Annotated in this window: 20 protein-coding genes and 1 pseudogene; 8 read left to right on the forward strand and 13 right to left on the reverse strand. The window is 72.1% G+C overall.

Going from position 1 to position 24,886, the window contains the following annotated elements:
• Positions 1 to 137: 137 nt before the first annotated feature.
• Entirely contained in the window at positions 138 to 911 is a 774-nt protein-coding gene (locus tag ACSMXO_RS30065; RefSeq protein ID WP_455414767.1) for a DUF998 domain-containing protein, read from the forward strand.
• 210 nt (positions 912 to 1,121) lie between these two features.
• Here ACSMXO_RS30065 and ACSMXO_RS30070 read toward each other — a convergent pair whose 3' ends face one another.
• Positions 1,122 to 2,165: a S1 family peptidase gene (locus ACSMXO_RS30070; protein ID WP_455414768.1), complete on the reverse strand. Its 1,044-nt coding sequence runs from the start codon at positions 2,163 to 2,165 to the stop codon at positions 1,122 to 1,124.
• 214 nt (positions 2,166 to 2,379) lie between these two features.
• Between ACSMXO_RS30070 and ACSMXO_RS30075 the strand changes: the two genes are divergently transcribed.
• Entirely contained in the window at positions 2,380 to 3,228 is an 849-nt protein-coding gene (locus ACSMXO_RS30075; protein WP_455414769.1) for a GDSL-type esterase/lipase family protein, read from the forward strand.
• A 57-nt stretch (positions 3,229 to 3,285) separates the two neighbouring features.
• On the opposite strand, the gene ACSMXO_RS30080 is transcribed toward ACSMXO_RS30075, so the two are convergent.
• Complete coding sequence (locus ACSMXO_RS30080) at positions 3,286 to 3,762, reverse strand: winged helix-turn-helix transcriptional regulator (RefSeq protein ID WP_455414770.1); 477 nt, start codon at positions 3,760 to 3,762, stop codon at positions 3,286 to 3,288.
• A 184-nt stretch (positions 3,763 to 3,946) separates the two neighbouring features.
• Here ACSMXO_RS30080 and ACSMXO_RS30085 point away from each other — a divergent pair, with 184 nt between their 5' ends.
• A complete protein-coding gene (locus tag ACSMXO_RS30085; protein WP_455414771.1) occupies positions 3,947 to 4,516 on the forward strand; it encodes a PaaI family thioesterase in 570 nt (189 codons plus the stop codon).
• Positions 4,517 to 4,540: 24 nt separating this feature from the next.
• Here ACSMXO_RS30085 and ACSMXO_RS30090 read toward each other — a convergent pair whose 3' ends face one another.
• The 6 genes from ACSMXO_RS30090 to urtA all read right to left on the reverse strand — a co-directional run bounded on the left by ACSMXO_RS30090 (position 4,541) and on the right by urtA (position 11,993).
• Positions 4,541 to 6,721: a WD40 repeat domain-containing protein gene (locus tag ACSMXO_RS30090; RefSeq protein WP_455414772.1), complete on the reverse strand. Its 2,181-nt coding sequence runs from the start codon at positions 6,719 to 6,721 to the stop codon at positions 4,541 to 4,543.
• 391 nt (positions 6,722 to 7,112) lie between these two features.
• Entirely contained in the window at positions 7,113 to 7,808 is a 696-nt protein-coding gene (gene urtE, locus ACSMXO_RS30095; RefSeq protein WP_455414773.1) for an urea ABC transporter ATP-binding subunit UrtE, read from the reverse strand.
• The gene (urtD, locus tag ACSMXO_RS30100; protein ID WP_455414774.1) at positions 7,809 to 8,576 is read right to left on the reverse strand and encodes an urea ABC transporter ATP-binding protein UrtD; all 768 of its coding nucleotides are present in this window, start codon (positions 8,574 to 8,576) and stop codon (positions 7,809 to 7,811) included.
• Positions 8,573 to 9,802: an urea ABC transporter permease subunit UrtC gene (gene urtC / locus ACSMXO_RS30105; protein ID WP_455414775.1), complete on the reverse strand. Its 1,230-nt coding sequence runs from the start codon at positions 9,800 to 9,802 to the stop codon at positions 8,573 to 8,575. The genes urtD and urtC overlap by 4 nt, the downstream gene beginning before the upstream one ends.
• Positions 9,799 to 10,680, reverse strand: a complete 882-nt coding sequence (urtB, locus tag ACSMXO_RS30110; protein ID WP_455414776.1) for an urea ABC transporter permease subunit UrtB — start codon at positions 10,678 to 10,680, stop codon at positions 9,799 to 9,801. Before urtB ends, urtC begins: the two co-directional genes overlap by 4 nt.
• An 89-nt stretch (positions 10,681 to 10,769) precedes the next feature.
• Positions 10,770 to 11,993, reverse strand: coding sequence for an urea ABC transporter substrate-binding protein (gene urtA, locus ACSMXO_RS30115; protein WP_346259727.1), 1,224 nt, complete (start codon positions 11,991 to 11,993; stop codon positions 10,770 to 10,772).
• Between the two features lie 191 nt (positions 11,994 to 12,184).
• Between urtA and ACSMXO_RS30120 the strand changes: the two are divergent.
• The 3 genes and pseudogenes from ACSMXO_RS30120 to ACSMXO_RS30130 form a co-directional block, all read left to right on the forward strand.
• Positions 12,185 to 12,694 (forward strand): annotated as a pseudogene (locus ACSMXO_RS30120) (PadR family transcriptional regulator); the annotation flags it as partial.
• 122 nt (positions 12,695 to 12,816) lie between these two features.
• Positions 12,817 to 13,527, forward strand: coding sequence for an ABC transporter ATP-binding protein (locus ACSMXO_RS30125; protein WP_455414777.1), 711 nt, complete (start codon positions 12,817 to 12,819; stop codon positions 13,525 to 13,527).
• Entirely contained in the window at positions 13,524 to 15,863 is a 2,340-nt protein-coding gene (locus tag ACSMXO_RS30130) for an FtsX-like permease family protein (protein WP_455414778.1), read from the forward strand. Before ACSMXO_RS30125 ends, ACSMXO_RS30130 begins: the two co-directional genes overlap by 4 nt.
• Positions 15,864 to 15,983: 120 nt before the next feature.
• On the opposite strand, the gene ACSMXO_RS30135 is transcribed toward ACSMXO_RS30130, so the two are convergent.
• The 3 genes from ACSMXO_RS30135 to ACSMXO_RS30145 all read right to left on the reverse strand — a co-directional run bounded on the left by ACSMXO_RS30135 (position 15,984) and on the right by ACSMXO_RS30145 (position 19,139).
• On the reverse strand, positions 15,984 to 16,931 hold the full coding sequence (locus ACSMXO_RS30135; protein WP_346259731.1) for an acyl-ACP desaturase: 948 nt from the start codon (positions 16,929 to 16,931) through the stop codon (positions 15,984 to 15,986).
• A gap of 68 nt (positions 16,932 to 16,999) precedes the next feature.
• Positions 17,000 to 18,346 carry a histidine--tRNA ligase gene (gene hisS, locus ACSMXO_RS30140; RefSeq protein ID WP_455414779.1) on the reverse strand — a complete coding sequence of 449 codons (1,347 nt, stop codon included), beginning with the start codon at positions 18,344 to 18,346 and terminating at the stop codon, positions 17,000 to 17,002.
• Between the two features lie 40 nt (positions 18,347 to 18,386).
• Complete coding sequence (locus ACSMXO_RS30145; RefSeq protein ID WP_455414780.1) at positions 18,387 to 19,139, reverse strand: MBL fold metallo-hydrolase; 753 nt, start codon at positions 19,137 to 19,139, stop codon at positions 18,387 to 18,389.
• A 325-nt stretch (positions 19,140 to 19,464) separates the two neighbouring features.
• Here ACSMXO_RS30145 and ACSMXO_RS30150 point away from each other — a divergent pair, with 325 nt between their 5' ends.
• A complete protein-coding gene (locus tag ACSMXO_RS30150; RefSeq protein WP_346259734.1) occupies positions 19,465 to 20,421 on the forward strand; it encodes a peptidylprolyl isomerase in 957 nt (318 codons plus the stop codon).
• 64 nt (positions 20,422 to 20,485) lie between these two features.
• A complete protein-coding gene (locus ACSMXO_RS30155) occupies positions 20,486 to 21,313 on the forward strand; it encodes a peptidylprolyl isomerase (protein WP_346259735.1) in 828 nt (275 codons plus the stop codon).
• 122 nt (positions 21,314 to 21,435) lie between these two features.
• On the opposite strand, the gene ACSMXO_RS30160 is transcribed toward ACSMXO_RS30155, so the two are convergent.
• Both ACSMXO_RS30160 and ACSMXO_RS30165 read right to left on the reverse strand, forming a co-directional pair.
• Positions 21,436 to 24,051 (reverse strand): RelA/SpoT family protein, encoded by a 2,616-nt coding sequence (locus ACSMXO_RS30160; RefSeq protein WP_455419339.1) that lies wholly within the window; start codon positions 24,049 to 24,051, stop codon positions 21,436 to 21,438.
• A gap of 203 nt (positions 24,052 to 24,254) precedes the next feature.
• Positions 24,255 to 24,818, reverse strand: a complete 564-nt coding sequence (locus tag ACSMXO_RS30165; RefSeq protein WP_455414781.1) for an adenine phosphoribosyltransferase — start codon at positions 24,816 to 24,818, stop codon at positions 24,255 to 24,257.
• Positions 24,819 to 24,886: the final 68 nt, after the last annotated feature.

Raw genomic sequence — 24,886 nt, forward strand, 5'->3', positions numbered from 1 at the left:
CGCACCGGGACGATGCCAGCGAATCGGAGTCGGCCAATCCCCTCGGCCTCCAGCGGTCGCCGGAGGGGACGGCGGGAGCGGCGAGCAGAGCGGCATATCGACACGTACCCGAGCATGCTGTCACGTAGGGTGACGACATGCCTGCGGTGCCCTGGTGGGCGGTCTTCTCGGCGGCAGCGCTCCCGATGCTGCTGGTGATCGGATGGACCACCGCAGCCGTGCGGCAACCGCCCGGGTACGACCCGTGGGCGGACACTGTCAGCTCGCTCTCCTCGTACGGGATGCTCGACCGGCAGATCCTGGTCGGCTGCCTCGCCGGGCTCGGGGTGGCCCACCTGGTCACCGCGATCGGTCTGCGCCCGGTCCGCGCCGCCGCCCGAGTGCTCTACGGCAGCGGCGGGGCGGCCACGATCCTGGTGGCGGCGGTGCCGAAGACCGACTCCCAGACGCCCCGGGTGCACGGGGTCGCCGCCGTGGTCGCCTTCGTGGCGCTGGCGGCCTGGCCGGCGGTGGCTGCCTTGCCGGTCCCCTGGCGCGACCGGAAGAGGTACCGGCAGGGCGCGTCCCGGCACGACCGGCCGGGCGCCGACGCTCCGCGCCGCTCTCCCGTGGACCAGGCGGCGGACCGATCCGGCCGTCACCATGGCCGCGGCGTACGCGGCGAGCCACCCGCAAGGGCTCGGCCGGCTCGCCAACCCGCTCGGCCGTGGGTGCTGCGTCCGGCGGCCGGCGGCGCGGCCTCGCTGGTGATGCTCGGCTTCGGGCTGTGGTTGGCACTGCAACTGCCCGACGGCGGCTGGGCGGGGTTGGCCGAACGGCTGATCGCCGGCACCGAGGCAATCTGGCCGCTGGTCGTGGTGTTGACCCTGCTCCGCCGGCCCCGCCGGCGACCGGCGACGGCACCCGGTTGACCGTGATTGCGATCGACCCCGTCGACGGGAATGAAATGACGGCACCCGACCCGGGACCGGACCCACGTGGGGACGACGACACCCGCCCCGGGACGGCGAGGCCGGTCCCGGTCACGCCGATCGGCGTGACCGGGAGGGCGGGTGCCGGCCGTTCGCCGGACTACCGCCGAGGATCCCGATCACGCCGATCGATCGCCGGCCCGGATCAGCTCAGTAGATGCTCACGCCGTACGCGTTGAGCGCCTCGACCACCGGCTGGAAGAACGTCGTGCCGCCGGTGCTGCAGTTGCCGCTGCCGCCCGAGGTCAGGCCGAGCGCGGTGTTGCCGGCGAAGAGCGGGCCGCCGCTGTCGCCCGGCTGGGCGCAGACGGTGGTCCGGATCAGGCCGGAAACGGTGCCGCTGCCCTGGTAGGTGACGGTGGCGTTCAGCGCGGTCACCCGGCCGCTGCGCAGCCCGGTGGTGCTGCCGCTGCGCTGCACCGACTGGTTGACGGTCGGGTTGGCCGCACCGGTGATGTCCCGGTAGCCGCCGTAGAGGTAGACGTCACCCGGCTGCTGGGCGACACCGCTGGCGTACCGGACGATGCCGTAGTCGTTGCCGGGGAAGCTGCTGCCGGCCCGGGTGCCGATCACCGAACCGCCCGAGCTGGCCGACCAGTTCGCGCCGGCGTTGGTGCAGTGGCCGGCGGTGAGGAAGTAGTAGGTGCTGCCGCTGCGGACGTTGAAGCCCAGCGAGCACCGGCTGCTGCTGGTGTAGATCGCGTTGCCGCCGGAGATGGTGGTGCTCAGCGTGCCGGGGATCGACTGGATCCGGACGGCGCCGCCGAAGCGGGCGGTGACGGCCTTGATCTTGGCCAGCTTGGCACCGGTGACCGTGCTGTCCACGTCGACCGCGACCTGGTTGGTGACCGGGTCGACGTACCACGCGGTGCCGGGGATCCTGGCCGACCGGTCCAACTCGGCGGTGACCTCGGCCAGTTGGGCGGAGCCGCGGGCGACGACCTTGGCGGTCGCCCCGGAGGCCCGGACCTGGCGGGCCGCCGCCTCGTCGGTCACCGTGACGACCATCTTGCCGTCGGCGCCCAGGTACGTCCCGGCGGACCGGGCGCCGAGCCGCTCGGAGAGCGCCGTCGCCGCCTCCGGCGTGGCGACCGGGGCAGCCTGTGCCGGTACGCCGATCAGCATGCCGGCGACGAGGGAGCCGGCCGCGGACGCGATCGCGACAAGGCGGATCGAAGACCTTGTGGGTCGCATGTAGAGCCTCCCAAGGGGGGTTTGGAGGTGTCTGCGCCGAGTTGGCACATCTGATACGAGTATTCAGACATCTAAGATCATGAACAAGGTGCCTAACATATCGCCTGCAACAGGGCGTTCGCCTTATGGTCATCTCCGTTGTGGAGACTCAGCCCGGTCTATATGATTCGCCCACTCCCAGCCGGCTCAGGCAACCGCGATCCGGAGGCCGCCCATGTCCGCTCCCCGCCGCACCGCCACCCTCCTGTCCACCCTCCTCGCCGCCGTCGTATCCGTCACCTCGGTCGGGCTGGTCGCCGGCCCGGCGCACGCCGATCCCGGTCCACCGCCCGCCTCGATGGCCAGCCTGGGTGACTCGATCACCCGGGGATTCAACGCCTGCGGCTGGTACGTCGACTGCCCGTCCCGCTCGTTCAGCACGGGCGACGATGCCGGAGTGAACAGCCACTATCTGCGGATCCGTGCGGTGAACCCGGCGATCGGCGGGCGCAACCACAACAACGGTGAGTCCGGTGCCGAATCCGCGGACATGGCCGGCCAGGCCGACGTCGCCGTCTCACAGGGCGTCGGCTACGTGACGATGCTGATCGGCGCGAACGACGCCTGCGCCAGCTCCGAGTCGGGCATGACCCCGGTGAGCACCTTCCGGAGCAACATCGACGCCGCGCTGGGCCGGCTCCGCGCCGGGCTGCCGAACGCCCGGGTGTTCGTGATCAGCGTGCCCGACATCCAGCGGCTCTGGTCGGTCGGCCGGGGCAGCCTCGCCGCCCGTACGGCGTGGTCCCTCTTCAGCATCTGCCAGTCGATGCTGGCCAGCCCGACCTCCAGCGCGCAGGGCGACGTGGACCGGCGCAGCCGGGTACGGCAACGGGTGGTCGACTACAACAGCCAGCTCGCCCAGGCCTGCGCCGCGTACGGGTCGAACTGCGTGTTCGACGGCAACGCGGTGTTCAACTATCCGTTCACGCTGGGCCAGTTGTCCGGCTGGGACTACTTCCACCCCAACGCCTCCGGGCAGCAGGTGCTGGCCGAGATCTCGTACGGCGCCGGATTCCGCTGGTAGCAGTCCTCGGGCGGGAAGGGTCGCAAGACCGGTCCGGCGCTTCCCGCCCGACTCTCGTCAGCGCCGGCGGTGTGCGCCGGGGCCGGGGCGGGGCAGCACGTCCCGGGGCGAGGTCACCTCGTGACCGTCCGCGCAGCGGAGCACGACCCGCACCTGCGCGGCACAGTCCCGGTGCACCGTGGTCAGCGGCGATCCCTCCGGGTCGGCCAGATAGCGGTCACCCCACTCCAGCACCGCCACCAGCACCGGCCACAGGTCGAGCCCCTTTGTGGTGAGCCGGTACTCGTGCCGCGACCGCGCACCCGGCTCCCGGTACGGCTCGCGGCGTAGCAGACCCTCGTCGACCAGCATGGCCAGCCGGTCGGTGAGCACCTGCCGGGGAATCCCGGTGCGCTGGCGCATGTCGTCGAAGCGCCGGATCCCGTTGAACACCTCGCGCAGCACCACGACGGTCCACCGCTCGCCGAGGATCGCCATCGCCCGCCCGATGGTGCAGTTGTCGACCGACCATCCCAGCGCCTCCGGTGCCACCATGTGACCTAGGCTAGGTCTCGTTGACAGACCCAGCAACCCCCTGGGAAGCTGCCCTCTGACCGGGCGAAACGGGGCGACGACGTGACCGAGCCCGGCGAGGAGACGACGTGACCGAGCCCTGCGAGGTCACCAGGCAGCACAGGTTGCCAGGTCATGGCGACGACGAGCGAAGCGAGGAGACGACGTGACCGACACGCGGGCGGGCCAACGCCACCGCACCTTCTCGTGGGCCGATCCGACAGACAGTGCGGCCCAGCTCGGGCGGCGGGCCGGACTCGACCTGCTCCGCGCGATGATCGCCGGCGAGCTGGCCGCGCCGCCGGTCACCGAGCTGATCGGGATGGGTCGGATGACCGCCGAGGAGGGCCGGGTCTCGGTCGAGATGACCGCGCGGGAGTTCCACTACAACCCGCTCGGCACGGTGCACGGCGGGGTGCTGTCGATCCTGCTGGACACCGCCGCCGGCTGCGCCGTGCACACCACGCTGCCGGCCGGGATGGGCTACACGACGATGGATCTCAACGTGAAGTTCCTCCGCCCGGTGACGGTGCAGAGCGGGATGCTGCGCTGCGAGGGCACGGTCATCCAGCGCGGCCGCCGGACCGCCCTCGCCGAGGCGCGGCTCACCGACGGGAGCGGCCGGCTGGTCGCGCACGCCACCTCGTCCTGCCTGCTCTTCGAGACCACCGAGGAGGATGCCGGGCCGGTCGCGACCACGTCCGGCAGCCAGCCCGGCGGCACGCCGGTCGGCTAGTTCGGACCGCCTCCGCCGGCCGACCTATCCGACCCGGTCGGGCGGCGGGCGGTAACCGACAAGTCCGTCCCCGGTCGCCACCACCAGCAGCCCGGGCAGCGCCACGAGATCGGTCACCGGGGCACCCACCTCGATCGTCCGGCCCGGTGTCCCCGGCTCGCCGACGGGCTGCCACCGCAGCACGCTGCCGTCGGCCGCCACCAACCAACTGGTCCGGTCGGCCTGGACGACGGCAAGCGCGCGTACCGGCCGGGTGGCGGTCAGCACGACGACGGGTTCGGGCGGCAGATCGTCCGCCATCGGCGCGACCGGACCGTCGGGCTCGCCGCCGGCCCCGGGCTGCCCGCCGCCGGGCCGGCCCGACCGCTTCGACCGGACCAGGTCGGTGACGTCGACGCAGCGGACCTGCCCGTTGCGGCCGGCCCCGAACACCAGGCCGCGCCCGTGGACCGTCCCGGTCGCCACGGCGTACGCGGCACCCCCGTGACCGTCCAGCACCGTCCACCCGGGCGACCCCCAGGCGTCGAGGTCCCAGAGTCGTACGGTGTCGTCCTCGGCGGCGGTCAACCCGACCGGTACCCCGGCCAGCTCGCCGATCGCCACCCCCCGGATCCGGCCGGAGTGCCCGGTCACCGCTCCGTCCCGCCGGCCGGTCGGGATGTCGACCCGGAACAGCGCGGCGCCGTCCGCCACCAGCAGCACCCGGCGGCCGTCCAGCAGCCCCGTGCCGAGCGGCCCGGATGGGGAACCGCCGGCCGCACCCGCCGCGTCCCGCGATTCCGGTCCCGGGCGACCCGCCTGGTTCCGGCCGAACGGCACCGCGCCGATCGGGTCCCCGGTGCCCGGGTCCCAGAGCGCGACGCCGTCCGGCCCGATCTCGGCCAGCACCGGGTGCTCGCCCGGCACCAGCACTGCCCCGTCCGGGACCCCGTCGAGCGGCAACTCGACCTCGGCCCCGGTCACGGGGTCGAATCCCCGGACCCGAGACCCGGACAACGCCGCGAGCAGCACCGGCCGCCCCGCCAGCCCGCCGACCGCGAGGCGACGCCCGGAAACGCCCGGCGGCTCCGGCGCCGCGCCGTCCTGGTCGCCGGGCGGCGGGTCGCGCCGGAACGGGTACGGGCGCTCCGGGTCCCAGACCCAGACCAGGCCCGCACCGTCCCCGGTGACCAGCATCGACCGCCCGCCGATCTCGACCGCGATCGTCCGGGTCGGCGCCGCCTCGTACGGGTAGCGGAACGCCTCGCCCAGTTGCCGGCCGGTCTCCGGCAGCCAGGCCCGTACGGTCGCGTCGTCGCCGCTCCACAGCACCGTACGCTCGCCGAGCCGGCCGGCCAGCACGGAGTTGACCTGGCCGGTGTGCCCGGCGAATGCCGGCCCGAGAGGTCGCCGGTCGCGCAGGTCCCAGGCCCGGGCCACCCGCCCGGCGGCGCCGAGCAGGATCGGCCGGCCGTGCCAGTCCGCGAACCCCAGCACGGTCACCAGCCCGGAAACCTCGAAGCCGTACTCGCCGAGCGACTCGACCCGGACGCCGTCGCCGTCGGCCGGCGTCAACTCCAGTCGCCACAGCGACACCCGACCGGCACTGGTACCGACCGCCAACACGGCGGCCTGGCCCGCCTCGGTCGCGGCCAGCACGCTGATCCGCTCGCTCCCGGTCCGCAGCGTGCGCAGCCGGGCACCCCGGTCGGCGCCGAGCGACCAGATCTCCAGGTGCGGCGATCCGCCGGTCAGCACCGCGACGGGGCGGCCGGCCAGCGTGACGGTGGCCAGGGACCGCACGTCGCCGCACCACTGCCGCCAGCGGGACCGGCCGCTGTCGAGGTCGCTCACCTGGAGGTAGCCGGCGCCGGCGCCGGAGACGACCAACTGCTCGCCGTCGATCCGGACGGTCGCGGACGCCCGCGCGTGGGCCCGCTCGTCCACCGCGCCGACCAGTTCACCGTCGGGCAGGTCGAGCACTACCCGGGCCCCGGCATAGCTGGTGACCAGTGCCCGGGGGCGTCCGGTCCGGTCGTCGGTGAAGCCGACCAGCGCGGTGACCCAGGCCGGCACCGGCTGGTACGGCCCGGGTCGCGCCGGCAGCGGTCGCGGTCGCCGGCCGGGCGGCCCCCAGATCCAGAGCGGCAGGCCGGTCCAGGCCGGTTCGCCGGCGGTAAGGCGGGCGGACCGCTCCGGCGTACGCCGGCCCGTCCCGTCGGTCATCGGCGGCTCGCCGTCCCGGAATGCCGCCCCTCCGCCGCGGCGACGGACAGCCAAAGGATGGACAGAGAAAGCAGGAACACGATTGTGGGGATCCCTCGTGGAGGCTCGGCCGGCGCCGGATCAGGTCGAGTGGAATCGAAGGGCGAATCGACCGGAATGAACGACGGAGAAATGATCGGACGACGTCAGCGCATCGACGATCACTTACCGCATCTTAGTCGGGCGGGCATGCCGGCCGGCCCCCGCGAAAGGAGCGGCATGCCCGACACGGGCGGCATGCCCGACACGGATGGCATGCCCGACACGGATGGCATTGCGCAGCCACGCCGACGGGAGACCCACCCGGATCCGGGACCGGGGTGACCCGATTCCCGGAGCCGGGCCAGATCCCCTAGACCGAGAGCAGTGAGCGCACCGACGGGTCGCGCAGGTCGCCCCGGTCGCCGGACCGGACCACCTCGCCGGCGTCCAGGATCACGAACCGGTCGGCGAGCCGCAGTGCCAGGTCCAGATACTGCTCGACGAGCAGGATGGCGAGCCCGAGTTCACTGTGCAGCCGCTGTACCGCCTCCTCGATCTCCAGGATGATCGACGGCTGGATGCCCTCGGTCGGCTCGTCCAGCAACAGCATCTTCGGCCGGCTGACCAGCGCACGGGCGATGGCGAGCTGCTGCTGTTGCCCGCCGGAGAGAAAGCCGGCCCGGCGCTTGCGCAACCCGGGCAGCGCCGGAAACAGGTCGAGGGCCTCGTCCACCGCACCCTGGCTGACCTGACCGGCCGCCTCCGCCGCCACCTGGAGGTTTTCCGCGACGGTGAGCTGCGGAAAGGTCTCGTGGCCGGGCGGCACGTAACCGAGTCCCCGACGTACCCGTTCGTGGGTCTTCAGCCCGGTGATGTCCTCCCCGGCGAAGTGCACCCGGCCGCCCCGGACCGGCAGTACGCCCATGATCGCCTTGAGCAGGGTCGTCTTGCCCACGCCGTTGCGCCCCATCACGCAGACCAGGGAGCCGGCCGGCGCTTCCAGGTCCACCCCGAAGAGCACCTGCGCCCGCCCGTACGCCACGTCCAGGCCCTGCACGGTCAGCATTTACGACGCCTCCTTGACCAGGTCGGCACTCTCCTTGCGGGTCCGGCCGAGATACACCTCCTGCACCCGGGGGTCGGCCTGCACCTCGGCCACCGTCCCCTCGCAGAGCAGCCTGCCCTCGTGCAGCACCGTGACGGTGCTGGCGAACCGGCGCAGGAAGTCCATGTCGTGTTCCACCACGATCACCGTGTGCTCCCTCGCCACCTGCCGGAGCAGCTCGCCGGTGCGGGCCCGCTCGTCCCGGCTCATCCCGGCCACCGGCTCGTCCAGCAGCAGCAGGCTGGGCCGCTGGGCGAGCAGCATGCCGATCTCCAGCCACTGCCGCTGCCCGTGCGAGAGCTCTCCCGCCGGCCGGTCCGCCAACCCGGCCAGCCCGGTGGTCTCCAGCGCCTCCGCCACCTGGTCGGCGATCCCCCGGCGGCGCCGCAGCAGGGTGCCGAGCGGGCGCCGGAACGTCGCCGCCAGATCCAGGTTCTCCAGTACGGTCAACTGCTCGAAGACCACCGACGTCTGGAAGGTACGGCCGATGCCGAGCCGGACGATCTGGTGCTCCCGCCGCCCCAGCAGTTCGGCACCGGCGAAGCGTACGGAGCCGGAGGCGGGTCTGGTCAGCCCGGTGATCACGTCGATCAGGGTGGTCTTGCCGGCTCCGTTCGGTCCGATCAGGAAGCGCAGCTCGCCGGTGCTGACGGTGAGATCGAGGTCGGTGATGGCCCGGAAACCGGAGAAGACCACGTTCAGCCCGCGCACCTGCAACAGCTCGGTCATGCCGGCTCCTCCCCCCGGTTGGCGGCCACCGCCGGTACCCCGGCCGCCGGGCGCTCGACCAGCGCGGCCGGGTCGACGGGGCCGGATCCGTTCGCCGCCGCCGTACCCGAGGCGACCGGGGCCGCCACGGCGCGGGGCGGGCGGCGGCGCCGGTGCCGGACGGCGGCCCGGATGTCGGCGGTGAGCCCGGCGAGCCCGCGCGGCGCCCAGAGCATCACCACCACGAACATCGCGCCCTGGAGGTAGACCCAGTTGTCCGCCGACTCCTCGCTGAAGATGGTCTTGGCGTAGTTGACCAGCAGGGCGCCGCCGACCGCGCCGGCCAGCGAGAACCGGCCGCCGATCGCCACCCCGATCAGCAGTTCGAGCGAGGCGACGATGCCCAGGTTGGCCGGGCTGAGCAGGCCGACCATCGGCACGAAGAGCGCACCGGCGATCCCGGCCATCCCGGCGGAGACGGCGAACGCGATGGTCTTCACCACGGCCGGCTCGTAGCCGAGGAAACGCACCCGGTCCTCGCCGTCCCGGACCGCGACCAGCAGTTGCCCGAAGCGGCTGCGCGAGAGCTGCCAGGCGAGCAGGAACATCGCCCCGAGCACAGCCACCACAACCAGGTAGAGGATCCGCTTGTCGCCCGGCTGGTAGAGGTCGAGGCCGTAGAACATCTGGAAGTTGGTCAGCCCGTTCGTGCCGCCGGTCAGCCCCTGCTGGCCGACCAGCAGGATCACGAACGCGGCGGCCAGCGCCTGGGAGAGCACGGCGAAGTAGGCGCCCCGGACCCGCTGCCGGAAGACCAGCAGGCCGAGCAGGACCGCGACGGTGACCGGCAACACCACCACCATGGCGAGCGCGAAGACCGGGTTGGCGAACGGCCGCCACAGCGCCGGCAGGCTCTCCACCCCGCTCCAGACCATGAAGTCCGGCAGCCCGCCGGGGCCGGCCTCGCGCAGTTTCAGGTGCATGCCCATGGCGTAGCCGCCGAGGCCGAAGAAGACGCCCTGGCCGAGGGTGAGCATGCCGCCCCGGCCCCAGGCCAGGCCGATCCCGACCGCGACGATGGCGTAGCAGAGGTACTTGCCGAGCAGGTCCAGCCGGAACGGCGAGAGTACCGCCGGAGCGACCAGTACCAGCAGCAGGCCGACCGCGACGAAGAGTGCCGGACCGGCCAGCCGCCGCCGGACCGGGCCGGCCGACCCGTCCGGCACGGTCGCCACCGCCCCGGTCACGACAGTGCCCGGGTACGGACGACGAACATCCCCTGCGGGCGGAGCTGGAGGAATGCGATGATCACGGCGAACACCACCACCTTGGCGAAGCTGGCCCCGTTGTCGACCCAGAATTCGACGAAGCTGTTCAGGATGCCGAGGGCGAAGGCGGCGATGACCGCGCCCCGGAGTTGCCCGAGGCCGCCGGCGACGACCACCAGGAACGCGTCCACGATGTAGTTGGTGCCCAGGGTGGGCCCGACCGGGCCGATCAGGGTGAGCGCCACCCCGGCCACCCCGGCCAGGCCGGAGCCGATGAAGAAGGTGAGCTGGTCGACCCGTTCGGTGGCCACCCCGCTGACCGCGGCGAGCTGCCGGTTCTGCATCACCGCGCGCATCCGCCGGCCCTGCCGCAGCCGGGTCAGGTAGAGCCAGATCGCCAGCACGCAGCCGACCGCGAGCATCATGATGAAGACCCGGTTGTACGGCAGCCGTACGCCACCGAGGTCGAGTCCGCCGGTGAGCCAGCCCGGGGCGCGTACCTGCACGTTCGGCGCGCCGAAGATGTCCCGGGCGACCTGTTGCAGGATGAGGCTGATCCCCCAGGTGAGTAGCAGGGTGTCCAGCGGCCTGCCGTAGAAGTGCCGGATCGCCAGCCGTTCGAGGATCAGCCCCAGCACGCCGGCGACGGCGAACGCCACCGGCAGGGCGACCAGCACCGACTGGGTACCGACCAGCGGTTGCAGCAGGTACGCGGTGTACGCGCCGGCCATGATGAACTCGCCGTGGGCCATGTTGATCACGCCCATCTGGCCGAACGTGAAGGTCAGACCGAGGGCGATCAGGAGCAGCACCGCTCCGATGCTCGCCCCGATCACCAGTTGGTTGAGTGTCGCCATGGCGCCGCGCCTCCGTCCCGGCTCGCAGCCGTCAGTCGGTCGTCAGCCGGGCCGGTGCCCGGTGCTCGGTCGCGCTCGGTGCCCGCCGGTCAGGAGAGCCCGGCGGCCCACGGGTACCCCTTCAGGTAGGGGTCCGGCTTGATCGGCTGGCCGGAGTTCCAGACCTCCTTGATCTGGCCGTCCGGCTGCACCAGCCCGATCCGGGCGGTCTTGAAGACGTGCTGGTTCTCGCCGTCGATGGTGACGGTCCCCTCCGGGGTCTCCAGCGCGATCCCGGCCGACGCCTTTTTCACCGCCTCGACGTCCACACTGCCGGCCTTGCGCACCGCCTCCGCCCAGAGGTAGACGGCGTTGTAGCCGGCCTCCATCGGGTCGGAGGTGACCTTGGCGGCGCCGTACTTGGCCTTGAACGCCTGCACGAAGGTGTCGTTCCGGGCCCCGGCGGTGGTCTGGTAGTAGTTCCAGGCGACCAGGTGCCCGGCCACGTTCTCCGGGCCGATGCCGACGACCTCCTCCTCGGCGACGCTGACCGAGACGGTCGGCATCGCCTCGGCGGTGATGCCGCTGCTGCGCAACTGCTTGAAGAAGGCGACGTTGCTGTCCCCGTTGAGGGTGTTGAAGACCGCGTCCGGCCTGGCCTGCTGGAGCTTGTTCACCACCGTGCTGTACTCGGTGTGCCCCAGCGGGGTGTACTCCTCGCCGAGCACGGTCATCCCGTTCGCCGCCGCGTACGCCTTGATGATCTTGTTTGCGGTACGCGGGAAGACGTAGTCGCTGCCGACCAGGAAGATGGTCTTCTTGCCCTGCTCCTTCAGGTAGTCCAGGCCGGGCACGATCTGCTGGTTGGTGGTCGCTCCGGTGTAGAAGATGTACGGCGAACTCTCCAGCCCCTCGTACTGGACCGGATACCAGAGCAGCGCCTTGTTGCGCTCGAAGACCGGCAGCATCGCCTTGCGGCTGGCCGAGGTCCACCCGCCGAAGACGGTGGCGACCCGGTCGGCGGAGATGAGCTTCTGCGCCTTCTCGGCGAAGGTGGGCCAGTCCGAGGCGCCGTCCTCGACGACGGGTTCGAGCTTCTTGCCGAGTACCCCACCGGCCGCGTTGATCTCTTCGATGGCGAGCAGTTCGGCATCCCGTACGGTCACCTCGCTGATCGCCATGGTGCCGCTCAACGAGTGCAGGATGCCGACCTTGATGGTGCTTCCACTGCCAGCTCCCGACGCCGTCGTCGGATCTTCGGCACATCCGGCCGCGGCCAGCACCATCGCCGCCGCGGCCAGCATGACCAGCCGGTTCCGTACGCCTCGTGGCATCCGCCTCCCCTTTCACCGGGCTGCTGCGTAGTGCCACGAACCGTAGGAATGAAGGATTTCATGAATCTGAGTGCATCGATGTCTGTCGTGTTAACGAACTCTCACAACGCAGATCGATCATCGGAGTCACGGAGCCGGTACGCACCCCGGCTATACATTGGGTGTATACGCGTGGTGTAGAGTCCCCGGACATGTCGATCGGACAGACTTTCCTGGGCCTCCTCGAGGCCAGCCCCCGGCACGGTTACGAGCTGAAACGGGTCTACGACGAACGGTTCGGCCAGGGCCGCCCGCTGCACTACGGGCAGGTCTACTCGACGCTGGCCCGGCTGCTGAAAAGCGGTCTGGTCGAGGTCGACGGGGTGGAGCCCGGCGCCGGCCCGGAGCGCAAGCGCTACGCCATCACCGAGGCCGGGGTCACCGACGTACGGCGCTGGCTGGCCCAACCGGAGAAGCCCGACGCCTACCTGCAGAACACCCTCTACGCCAAGGTGGTGCTCGGGCTGCTCACCGGCCGCGACGCCGCCGACATCCTGGACGTGCAGCGCGCCGAGCACCTGCGGCTGATGCGTACCCTGACCCGGCGCAAGGCCGACGGCGACCTCGCCGACCAGCTCATCTGCGACTTCGCGCTCTTCCACCTGGAGGCCGACCTGCGGTGGCTGGAGCTGACCGCCGCCCGCCTCGACCAGCTCGCCGCCACGCTCTCCGCCGCCACACCGGCGGTCCGGACCGACGCAGCAGCACCACAGACCGAGGCATCGGCGGCGCGGGCCGAGGCATCGGTGCGGTCCGGCGAGCCGACCGGACGCGGGGTGCCGGCATGAGCACCGGGGAACACCTGAGCACCGGGGACCAGCCGCTGCTGGCGGCGGTCGCGCTGCACAAGGCGTACGGGACGACTCCGGCATTGGACGGGGCGAGCCTGGCGATCCGGGCCGGCGAGGTGGTGGCCGTGATGGGTCCCTCCGGCTCGGGCAAGTCGACCCTGCTGCACTGCCTGGCCGGGATCGTCCGGCCGGACGCCGGTGCGGTGCGCTACCGCGACCGGGAACTCTCCGCGATGTCGGACGCCGAGCGCAGCGCGCTGCGCCGCAGCGAGTTCGGCTTCGTGTTCCAGTTCGGCCAACTGGTACCCGAACTGACCTGCCTGGAGAACGTCGCGCTGCCACTGCGGCTGGCCGGGGTACGCCGCCGCGAGGCCGAGCGCCGGGCGGCCGAGTGGCTGGCCCGCCTGGAGGTCACCGACGTGGCCGGGCAGCGCCCCGGCGAGGTCTCCGGCGGGCAGGGGCAGCGGGTCGCGGTGGCCCGGGCCCTGGTCACCGCGCCCCGGGCGGTCTTCGCCGACGAGCCGACCGGCGCGTTGGACTCGCTCAACGGCGAGCAGGTGATGCGGCTGCTCACCGGGGCGGCCCGGGACGCCGGGGCCGCCGTCGTACTGGTCACGCACGAGCCGCGGGTCGCCGCGTACGCCGATCGGGAGATCGTGGTGCGGGACGGCCGTACCCGCGAGACCGTGCTGGCGGACCGGTGAGCCGGCCCCGCGCCACCGGCTGGGCGGCCGACCTGGCCCTCGGGGCCCGGCTGGTCTTCGCCGGTGGCCGCAACGGGCTGCTCCGGACCCTGATGACCGCCCTCGGGGTGGGCCTCGGGGTGGCGCTGCTGCTGACCAGCACCTCCATCTCCACCATGCTGGACGGCCGCTCGGAGCGGACCGCCGCCCGCGACGACCAGTTCTTCGGTGTCGACCAGCCGCCGCCCGGCAACCGGACCCTGCTGGTCACGGCCGCTGACACCGTCTACCGGGACGAGGTGATCCGGGGCCGGCTGCTCCAACCGGATGGGGCGCATCCGCCGGTACCCCCGGGGCTGACCCGGCTGCCCGGCCCCGGTGAGCTGGTGGTCTCCCCCGCACTGGCCCGGCTGCTCGACTCGCCGGACGGGGCCCTGCTCCGGCCCCGGCTCGACCATCCCGTCGTCGGCACCATCGCCGACCAGGGCCTCTCCGGCCCCAACGAGTACGCCTACTACCTCGGCACGGACCGGCTCCGGCCGGGCGGCGGCACGATGCGGATCGACCACTTCGGTGCCGAGCCGAGCGGCGAGGGGCTGGACCCCGTGCTGATGCTGCTCGTAATGATCATCTTCGTGGTGCTGCTGCTGCCGATCGCGGTCTTCATCGCCGCCGCCGTACGCTTCGGCGGCGAGGCCCGGGACCGGCGACTCGCCGCACTCCGACTGGTCGGCGCGGACGCGGTGACGACCCGCCGGGTCGCGGCCGGCGAGGCGCTGGTCGGCGCGCTCTTCGGACTGCTCGGCGGTGCGGTCTTCTTCCTGCTCGGCCGGCAACTCGTCGAACGGGTCACGCTGGAGGGGATCAGCGTCTTCGCCGAGGACGTCCGGCCCAGCCCGGCGCTCGCCGTACTGATCGTGCTGGCGGTGCCGGCGGTCGCCGTCGCGGTCGCCCAGCTCGCGCTGCGCCGGATCGTCGTCGAGCCGCTCGGCGTGGTACGCCGGTCCGCCAACCGCCGGCGCCGGCTCTGGTGGCGGGTGCTCGTGCCGGTCGTCGGCGCCGCGCTGCTCGCCCCGCTGCGCGGCGGGATCGACCAGACCGGCGGCCCGGTCAACCAGGCTCAGGTGATCATCGGAGTGGTGCTGCTGCTGGTCGGGGTCGCCGCGCTGCTGCCCTGGCTGGTCGAGGCCGTGGTCCGCCGGATGCGCGGCGGCAGCGTCTCGTGGCAGCTCGCCATCCGCCGGCTGCAACTCGACAGCGAGTCCTCGGCCCGGATGGTGAGCGGGGTCGCGGTCGCGGTGGCCGGCGGGATCGCCCTGCAGATGCTCTTCGCCGGGGTCCAGCACAACTACGTCCGGGACACCGGCCAGGACGTCAGCCGGGCCCAGGCGATGGTCCTGGTCGGGGACGACCTGGGGCCGGACGCCGGCTCGCTGGCCGAACGGTTCCGGACCGTCCCAGGGGTCGAACGGGCGGTCGCCGTCCTCGACACCACCATCTCGCCGGTCGGCTCCACACCCGACGAGTACGGCGAGCGGCCCGGCGGCCTGCTGCGGATCGCGGACTGCGCGGAGCTGCGCGAACTCGCCAACCCGGACCGCTGCGTGGACGGCGACGTGTTCCATGTCGTCGACGAGCAGTCACCGGAACAGGTGAACCAGCCGGCACCCGGGCAGCAGGTGGAGATCGGTTTCCGGGACCCGGAGACCACCACCCGGTGGACCGTCCCGACCGATCTGCGGACCGTACCCGCCCGCACCGACCCGGCCGGCAACCAGTTCACCGGTCTGCTCGCCACCCCCGGCGCGCTCGATTCGGCCGCGCTGCGCGGGCTCAGGGGCAAGGTCTACCTCAGCATGGACCTGACCCACCCCGACCACATCGAACTGGTCCGCAACGTGGCGGCCGAAATCGGTCCGGGGGCCGACGTGCAGACGCTGCGCGCCACCGAGGAGGTCACCCGGTTCACCCAGATCCGCCGCGGGCTCTACGTCGGGGTGGTCGCCACCCTGCTGCTGCTCGGCGCCAGCCTGCTGGTCGGCATCCTGGAGCAGTTGCGGGAACGGCGCCGGTCGCTCGCCGTACTGGTGGCGTTCGGCACCCGGCGCGGCACGCTGAGCGCCTCGGTGCTCTGGCAGACCGCCGTACCGGTGCTGCTCGGCCTGGCCCTGGCGATCGTGCTGGGTACGGCGCTCGGCGGCATCCTGCTGTCCCTGGTCGGCCAGACGGTACGCCTCGACTGGCCCAGCATCGGCACCATGTCCGGGATCGCGGCCGGCGTCGTCCTGCTGGTGACCGGGGCGAGCCTGCCGGTGCTGTGGCGGTTGCTCCGGCCGACCGGGCTCCGCACGGAATGACCGCGACCGGGCAGGTCCAGCGCGGGGGACGGGTCCCCCGCGGTCGACCGGCGCTGACCCGGCCCGGTCCCGGAGCGGGCGCTCCCGGGACCGGGCCGCCCCCTCCCCGGTGTGGGTCTGTCAGGCCCCGGCCCGGCGGGCCAGCCGGGCGTCCCGCTTCTCCTCGAACCGGGCCGCCGCCCGGTCCAGCTCGTCGAGTTGCGCCGCCATCTGCTCGCGGGCGGCCTCGCCGTCGGAGTCCAGGCCGGTGACGTTCCAGACGTCCCACTGCCGCAGTACCGGCAGCAGCACGTCGTCGCGGTGCTGGCGCAGGTCGTAGATCCCGGCCAGGGCCATCGCCACCGACTTGCGGGCGAAGCCCTCGATGCCGTTGCCGGGCATCTGGAAGTCGGCCACCACGTCGGCGACCGCCCGCATCGCCTGGCTCGGGGCCAGCTCGAAGGCGGCGCCGAGCAGGTTGCGGTAGAAGACCATGTGCAGGTTCTCGTCCGCGGCGATCCGGGCGAGCAGTTGTTCGCAGCGCGGGTCGCCGGTGACCCGGCCGGTGTTGCGATGCGAGATCCGGGTGGCGAGTTCCTGGAACGAGACGTACGCCAGCGAGTGCAGCACCTCGTCGTCGTGCGGGTTGTCGTAGCCGGCGGACATGTGGGTCATCCGGGCCCGCTCCAGCGCCACCGGGTCGACCGCCCGGGTCACGGTGAGGTAGTCCCGGATCGCCGTGCCGTGCCGCCCCTCCTCGGCGGTCCACCGGTGCACCCAGGTCCCCCAGGCGCCGTCCCGACCGAAGAGCGTCGCGATCTGGTGGTGGTACGACGGCAGGTTGTCCTCGGTCAGCAGGTTGACCACCAGCGCGGTCCGGGCCACCTCGGGCACCGTGCTGTCCTCGGGCGCCCACGCCTCGCCGTCGAGGATCCCGTCGAAGGTCCGCCCCTCACCCCACGGCACGTACTCGTGCGGGAACCACTCCTTGGCAACCCGGAGGTGCCGGTCGAGATTGTCCGCGACGACCGGCTCCAACTCGATCAGCAGGGCGGTCTGGCCCAGCGGTGCGGTGGGGGTGACGGTCACGGGCTCTCCCTACGCTGGCGTAAGTTACGTTCGCGTAGGTTACGGCCGGCACCCCCGGTCAGGCAAGATCAGCCCACCGTCGGCCAGAGGTCCGCCGCCGGCGGCTGCCAGACGTCCGGCGCCGCCGCCACCTGGTCGCCGGAGCGGATGTCCTTCACCTCGTCGCCGACGCCGTCCGCGCCCGGGAACCAGACGTACGGGATGCCGCGCCGCTGCGCGTACCGGATCTGCTTGCCGAACTTCGCCGCCGACGGCGACACCTCGGTCGGGATGCCCCGGCGGCGCAGCGCGTCGGCGATCCGGTTGCTCTCCGGCCGGCGCTCCTCGGCCGCCAGCGCCACCAGCACGCAGGTCGGCACGCTGCGGGAGATCGTCAACGCCTCCGCACCGAAGAGCAGCCCGAGCAGCCGGGTGACCCCGATCGAGATGCCCACTCCCGGGAACCGGGCGTTGGCGTCGCTGGCGAGGTTGTCGTACCGGCCGCCGGAGCTGACCGAGCCGAACCGCTCGTACCCGCGCAACTGGGTCTCGTAGACCGTACCGGTGTAGTAGTCCAGGCCCCGGGCGATGCGCAGGTCGGCCACGCAGAGCCCGGGGGCGTGCGCGACCGCGTTCTCCATCACCGCGACCAGCTCGGCCAGCCCCTCGTCCAGCATCGGGTCGGTCACCCCGAGCCCGCGCACCGCGTCGGCGAAGGACGGATCCGCCGTGGCGATCTCGGCCAGCGCCAGGCACGCCTTGGCCTGTGCCTCGGTCGCCCCGGCGGCCTCGGCCAGCAGCGCCGCCACCCGGTCCGGCCCGATCCGGTCCAGCCGGTCCAGCGCGCGCAGTGCCGCCAGCGGGTCGGTCAGCCCGACCCCCCGGTAGAAGCCCTCCAGGATCTTGCGGTTGTTCACCTGGATCGTGATCGGCAGCCGCCCGTCGGTGCCACCGATCGGCAGGCCGCCGAGCGCGTCGCCGATCACCAGCGGGATCTCGGCCTCGTGGTGCGGCGGCAGGACGTCCCGGTCCACGATGTCGATGTCGGCCTGGAGGAACTCGCGGTAGCGCCCCTCCTGCGGGCGCTCCCCCCGCCAGACCTTCTGGATCTGGTAGCGCCGGAACGGGAACTGGAGCCGGCCGGCGTTCTCCAGCACGTACCGGGCGAACGGCACCGTCAGGTCGAAGTGCAGCCCCAGGGTGCCCTCGCCGGCGCCCGCCGGCCCCTCCTCCTGGAGGCGGCTGATCAGGTAGACCTCCTTGGAGGTCTCACCCTTGCGCAGGAGCTGCTCCAGCGGCTCGACGGCGCGGGTCTCCAGCGGCGCGAAGCCGTACAGCTCGAAGGTGCGGCGGATCCGCTCCAGCACGTACTGCTCGATCATCCGCTGCGGCGGGGCCCACTCCGGGAAGCCGGAGATCGGTGTTGGCTTGCTCATAATGCTCCTGTCGGATCTCGCGCCAACGCGCGAGCGGGGATTACCAGCCCCGGGTGGGCGCGACCCGCGGCCCGTCGAGGCCGGCGACCTCGATCAGGTACGGGTTGCTCGCCCGCTCGCGGCCGATGCTGGTCGCGGGGCCGTGGCCGGGCAGCACGACGGTGTCGTCGGCAAGCGGGAGGATCTTCTCCCGCAGGCTCCGCACCATGGTCGGCAGGCTGCCGCCCGGCAGGTCGGTGCGGCCGATCGACCCGGCGAAGAGCACGTCGCCCGCCAGGCAGATCTGCTCCGCCGCCCAGTCCACCCCGGGTGGAAGGGGCAGGTCGGACCGGACGGCCGGGCCCGCGCCCGGCAGCCGGAACAGCACCGACCCGCCGGTATGGCCCGGCGCGTGGTCGACGGTGATCTCCAACCCGGCCAGGGCCAGGGTCGCCCCGTCGGTCAGCTCGGCCACCTCCTCCGGCTCGGCGTACGGCAGCCGGCCGCCGAAGAGCTGGGCGAGGTCCATCGAGAGCGCCTTGGCCGGGTCGGCGAGCAGCTCGCGGTCGCCCGGATGCACGTACGCCGGAATGCCCCGGGCGCCGCAGACCGGCGCGACCGAGAAGGTGTGGTCGAGATGACCGTGGGTCAGCAGCACGGCGGCCGGCCGCAGCCGATGCTCGGCCAGCAGATCGTCGAGCCGGTCCAGCACCCCGATGCCGGGGTCGACGACGACACACTGTTCCCCGGGCGCGGTGGCCACCACATAGCAGTTGGTGCCGAAGGCGTCCGCGGGGAAGCCGGCGACGAGCACGTGGGCTCCTCCCATCCGACGGTCTCAGTAGCGTTTGGCCCTCAGGTCTCAATGTCAGTTTCGACCTCACCATATCGGGCGGCCCGCACGACCGACCGCTCATATACACCTGCCCCGGGAGGCGCCAGGAGACACAGTGATAATCTCCGATGGTTTCGGGGTGACCTCGTACAACACTTTCCCAGCGGTTACCCGTACACTCTGGCGGGCGTGTGGCGTGGCGCACTTGACGCCGGGGCGGCGGATCGTGCCGTGGCCAGGACGACCGCCGGCACGGCGACCTGAGGTAAGACGACGACCAGGGCACATGGAAAGGGGAGCGCGGGTGGCTTCCAGCAGAGACCGGCAGCGCAAACTCGCGCGGGCCAAGCTCGACCGGCAGATGGCCCGCCGGGCGGCCGCCGCCCGGCGCAAGCGACAGATCCGGGCCGGTATCGGCTCCGCCGTCGCACTGCTGCTGATCGTGCTGGGCTCGTTCTGGGCGCTCGGCGGTTTCGACCGTGACCCGGCCGACGACGCCGCCGCCCCCGAGACGTGCGCCTGGACCAGCCAGGACGCCCAGGCGAACACGAACCTGAAGGACGTCGGCACCCCGCCCACCCGGGACCTGCCCACCACCGGCACCCGGCCGATGACGATCACCACGGACCAGGGCGCCCCGGTCACCGTCGAGCTGGACCTGGCGAATGCGCCGTGTGCGGCGGCCAGCTTCAGCCACCTGGCCGGGAAGTCGTTCTTCGACAACACCAAGTGCCACGAACTGACCAGCGAGGGAGCGCTGCGCTGCGGCGACCCGAGCGGTACCGGCCAGGGCGGCCCGACGTACACGTTCTTCAGCGAGAACACCCCGGACGCCCCGGCGCCGAGCCCGTCCGCCGACCCGTCGGCCAGCGCCAGCCCGTCGGCGAGCCCGTCCCCCAGCCCGACCGCGACCACCCCCGCCGCGCCGCTCTACCCGGTCGGCACCGTCGCGATGATCGGCAACCCGCCCGGCGCCAACGGCAGCCAGTTCCTGATCTTCTTCAAGGACTTCAGCCCGACCCAGCCCAACTACCCGATCGTCGGCCGGGTGACCGGCGGGCTCGACGTGATCAAGAAGATCGGCGCCATGGAAACCGTGGACAATGGTTCCGGCGTCAAAATCAAGCCGAAGACCGACGTGGTGATCCAGAGCCTCACCGTCGGTGAGCCGGCGTCGGGCGACCCGACGGCGGTACCGTCGGCGGCGACCCCGACGCCGACCGCGCCGTCGGCCAGCCCGACGGTCGCCGGACAGTCCTGAGAACCGCAGAGACCAGCCCAGCCGCGGACCCGGCCGCGCTGCACATAGTCCAGGAGGAGCCACCGTGACGTCCACCAGAGAGCGGCAGCGCGCCGCGGCGCGGGCCAAGCTGGAACGGGAGATGGCCGAGCGCGCCGCCGCCGCCCGCAAGCGCCGGCAAGTGCAGGCCAGCATCGGCGCGGGGGTGGCGTTGCTGCTGGTGGTCGCCGGCTCGGTGTGGCTGGTGATGAGTCTCGGCGACGACAAGGACGCCTCGACCGAGGCGGGCGCCGCCACCTGCGCCTGGACCGACATCCCGGCCGAGCAGCGCAACGCGGCGACCAAGGACGTCGGGCTGCCGCCGACCTCGGTGAAGAACACCGGCAGCCAGACGATGACGATCGACACCAACCTCGGTCCGATCACCGCCAAGATCAACCTCGCCGACGTGCCCTGCACCGCCGCCAGCTTCACCCACCTCGCCGAGAAGAAGTTCTTCGACAACACCAAGTGCCACCGGCTGGTCACCCAGGGCCTCCAGGTGCTCCAGTGCGGCGACCCGAGCGTCACCGGCGACAAGTGGAAGGAGACCGACGGCACCGGCGGGCCGACCTACCGGTTCGCCGAGGAGAACCTGCCGACAGACAAGCGGCCGCCGTACCCGGCCGGAGTGATCGCGATGGCGAACTCGGGGCAGCCGGGCAGCACCGGCAGCCAGTTCTTCATCGTGTACGGCGACTCGCAGCTGCCCGCCTCGTACACGGTGCTCGGCACCGTCACCGGCGGTCTGGACCTGGTCGCCCAGGTCGGCGCGGCCGGTGACGACGGCGCCTTCGCGCAGCAGGCCGGTGGCGGCCACCCGAAGAAGGAAGTCCTGATCAAGTCGCTGACCATGAGCGCCCCGGTCGGCTGAGACCGGACCCGTAGGCACAACGGCGCCGCGCCGCCCCGTCGAGGGGTGGCGCGGCGCCGTTCTTGTCGTTCGTGACGTGGGCCCCCGTGCCGGCGGCCCGTTCTCCCGGCCTCCCGGACGGCTCAGGCGCCTGAGGTGACCCGGTAGGCGTCGAAGACGCCGTCCACCTTGCGTACGGCGGCGAGCAGGTGCCCCAGGTGCTTGGGGTCGGCCATCTCGAAGCTGAACCGGCTGACCGCCACCCGGTCCCGGGTGGTGGTCACGGTGGCGGAGAGGATGTTGACCCGCTCGTCGGAGAGCACCCGGGTCACGTCCGCAAGCAGCTTGTGCCGGTCGAGCGCCTCGACCTGGATCGCGACCAGGAACGTCGAGGCCGAGGTGAGCCGCCAGCTCACCTCGACGACGCGTTCGGTCTGCGCCCTGAGGTCCTCGGCGTTCGCGCAGTCGTCGCGGTGCACGCTCACCCCGCCGGAGCGGGTCACGAAGCCGAACACGGAGTCCGGCGGAACCGGCGTGCAGCAGCGGGCGAGCTTGATCCAGACGTCGCTGACCCCCCGGACCACCACGCCCGGGTCGTTGCTGTTGCCCCGGCGCTGCGGGCGCGTGGCGACCGCGGTCTCGGCAAGGTCCTCCGCGGCCCCCTCCTCGCCGCCGTAGCCGGCCATCAACTTCTGCACCACGGACTGCGCGGAGACCTGGCTGTCGCCGACCGCCGCGTAGAGCGAGGCAACGTCGGCGAGGTGCAGGTCCCGGGCGATGGTCATCAGGTTGTCCGTGGTCAGCATCCGCTGCAACGGCATGCCCTGCTTGCGCATCGCCTTGACGATCGCGTCCTTACCGGCCTCGATCGCCTCCTCGCGGCGCTCCTTGTTGAAGTACTGCCGGATCTTCGTCCGGGCCCGTGGGCTCTTGACGAAGCCCAGCCAGTCCTGGGTCGGGCCGGCGGTGTCGGACTTCGAGGTGAAGATCTCGATCACGTCGCCGTTGGAGAGCGTCGACTCCAGCGGCACCAGCTTGCCGTTCACCCGCGCGCCGATGCACTTGTGCCCGACCTCGGTGTGCACCGCGTACGCGAAGTCCACCGGAGTCGAGGCGGTCGGCAGCGGGATCACGTCGCCCTTGGGCGTGAAGACGTAGACCTCCTGGCTGGAGAGGTCGAAGCGGAGCGCGTCGAGGAACTCGCTCGGATCGGCCGCCTCGCGCTGCCAGTCCAGCAACTGCCGCAGCCACGTCATCTCGTCGATGTGGGCCGGCGGGCCGACGATCGTCTCGCCCTTCTTCTCCTTGTACTTCCAGTGCGCGGCGATGCCGAACTCGGCCGTACGGTGCATCGCGTAGGTGCGGATCTGCATCTCGACCGGCTTGCCGGAAGGCCCGATGACCGTGGTGTGCAACGACTGGTACATGTTGAACTTCGGCATCGCGATGTAGTCCTTGAACCGCCCCGGCACGGGCTGCCAGTTCGCGTGGATCACACCGAGTGCCGCGTAGCAGTCCCGCACCGTGTCGACCAGGATGCGCACGCCGACCAGGTCGTAGATGTCGTTGAAGTCCCGACCCCGGACGATCATCTTCTGGTAGATCGAGTAGAGGTGCTTGGGCCGGCCGGTGGTCTCCGCCTTGATCTTGGCGGAACGGAGGTCGACCTGCACCTTCTGGGTCACCTGCCGCAGCAGCGCCTCACGCTGCGGCTGGTGCTCCCCGATCAGCCGGTTGATCTCCTCGTAGCGCTTGGGGAAGAGGTTGGCGAAGGCCAGGTCCTCCAGCTCCCACTTGATGGTGTTCATACCGAGCCGGTGCGCCAGCGGCGCCAGGATCTCCAGCGTCTCCTTCGCCTTCTGCTCCCGCTTGGCCGGGGGCAGGAAGGTCAGGGTACGCATGTTGTGCAGCCGGTCGGCCAGCTTGATGACCAGCACCCGGGGGTCCTTGGCCATCGCCACGACCATCTTGCGGATCGTCTCCGCCTTGGCCGCGTCGCCCAGCTTGACCTTGTCCAGCTTGGTGACGCCGTCGACCAGCAGGGCGACCTCGGCGCCGAAGTCGGCGCGCATCTGGTCGAGCCCGTAGTCGGTGTCCTCGATGGTGTCGTGCAGCAGCGCGGCGACCAGGGTGGTGGTGTCCATCCCGAGGTTGGCCAGGATGGTGGCGACCGCCAGCGGGTGGGTGATGTAGGGGTCACCGGATTTGCGGTACTGCCCGGAGTGCCACCGGGCGGCCATGTCGAAGGCGCGTTGCAGCAGCCGCGCGTCCGCCTTGGGGTGCGACGCGCGGTGTGTCGCGATCAGCGGCTCCAGCACCTCGCTCACCTGCGGGGTCTGCCAGGGAGCGTTGAACCGGGCCAGCCGGGCCCGGACCCGGCGCCCGGTCGGCGCGTTGGCCAGGGCGAAGCTCGTCGCGGGCGGCTGCGGAGCCCCGCCCGCCATTCCGGCGAACTCGGCGGTCGTGCCGGCCCCGATGGCACCGACGCCGGCCGGTACGGGGGCGGGACCGCCGAGCGGTCCGGCAGCCGGAGCAGCGGGACCGGCCTGGCTGCCGGCGGCCGGCTGGGCCGCACCGAGCGGTCGCGTCGCCCCGCCGGCCCGCCCAAGGCCGGTCTGGGCCTGCTCGGCGGCGGCCGTCGGCTCCACGGGCCCGGAGAGCGCACCAGGACGAGTGGGTCCGCCGGCCGGGGACTGGACGCCGCCAGCGCTGGTCGTGACGTCGGCAGAAGTATCAGCCTCGTTGGTGGGATGCACCATGCCCTCCGCCGGAGGGGCGACATCGGAAGACACCGGCCTCCTCAACACTTCGCCGGGAATGACCCGACCGTAGCCGGTCGAGCCGGTCCTACGCCAGTCACGGGCATGTCGCCCGGACCAGCCACGAAGGGCAATCGTACCCGCCCGGACGACCTGGTGACCGTCCTCCGGACGTACGGCGCGGTCGAGCGGTCACCGGGGGGCTAAACGGTCAACAGGGCATGAACCGACCGGGGCGCGAGCCGCTCGCGACCGTTCAGGAAGCCCAGCTCCATCAGCACGCTGAACCCGGCCACCGTGCCGCCGGCCCGCTCGACCAGTTCCAGGGTGGCCTGTGCCGTCCCGCCGGTGGCGAGTACGTCGTCGACCACCAGGACCCGGTGTCCGGCCGTGAACGCGTCCTGGTGCACCTCCAGGGTGGCCTCGCCGTACTCCAGGGCGTACGAGGCGGCGTACGCGGCCCGAGGCAGCTTGCCGGCCTTGCGCACCGGCACCACCCCGACCCCGGTGGCGTACGCGATCGCGGCGGCCACCACGAAGCCGCGCGCCTCGATCCCGACCACCACGTCGAACGAGTCCCGCCCGTGGTGGTCGACGATGTCGTCGATCACCGCCCGGAACGCGGTGCCGTCGGCGAACAACGGCATCAGGTCCTTGAACACGATGCCGGGTTTCGGGAAGTCGGGCACGTCCAGTACCCGGCTGGCCACCAACTGCGCGGTGACCGGGCCGCTGTCGCCGCGTACCTCGGTCGGGGTCTCCGTCACACTGCGTCCTCTCCGGGCAAAGGCGCCCGACCCGCCGCCTGGGCGGCGCGTCGGGCGCCTTTCGGTCC

It is taken from the genome of Plantactinospora sp. DSM 117369 (assembly GCF_053764795.1).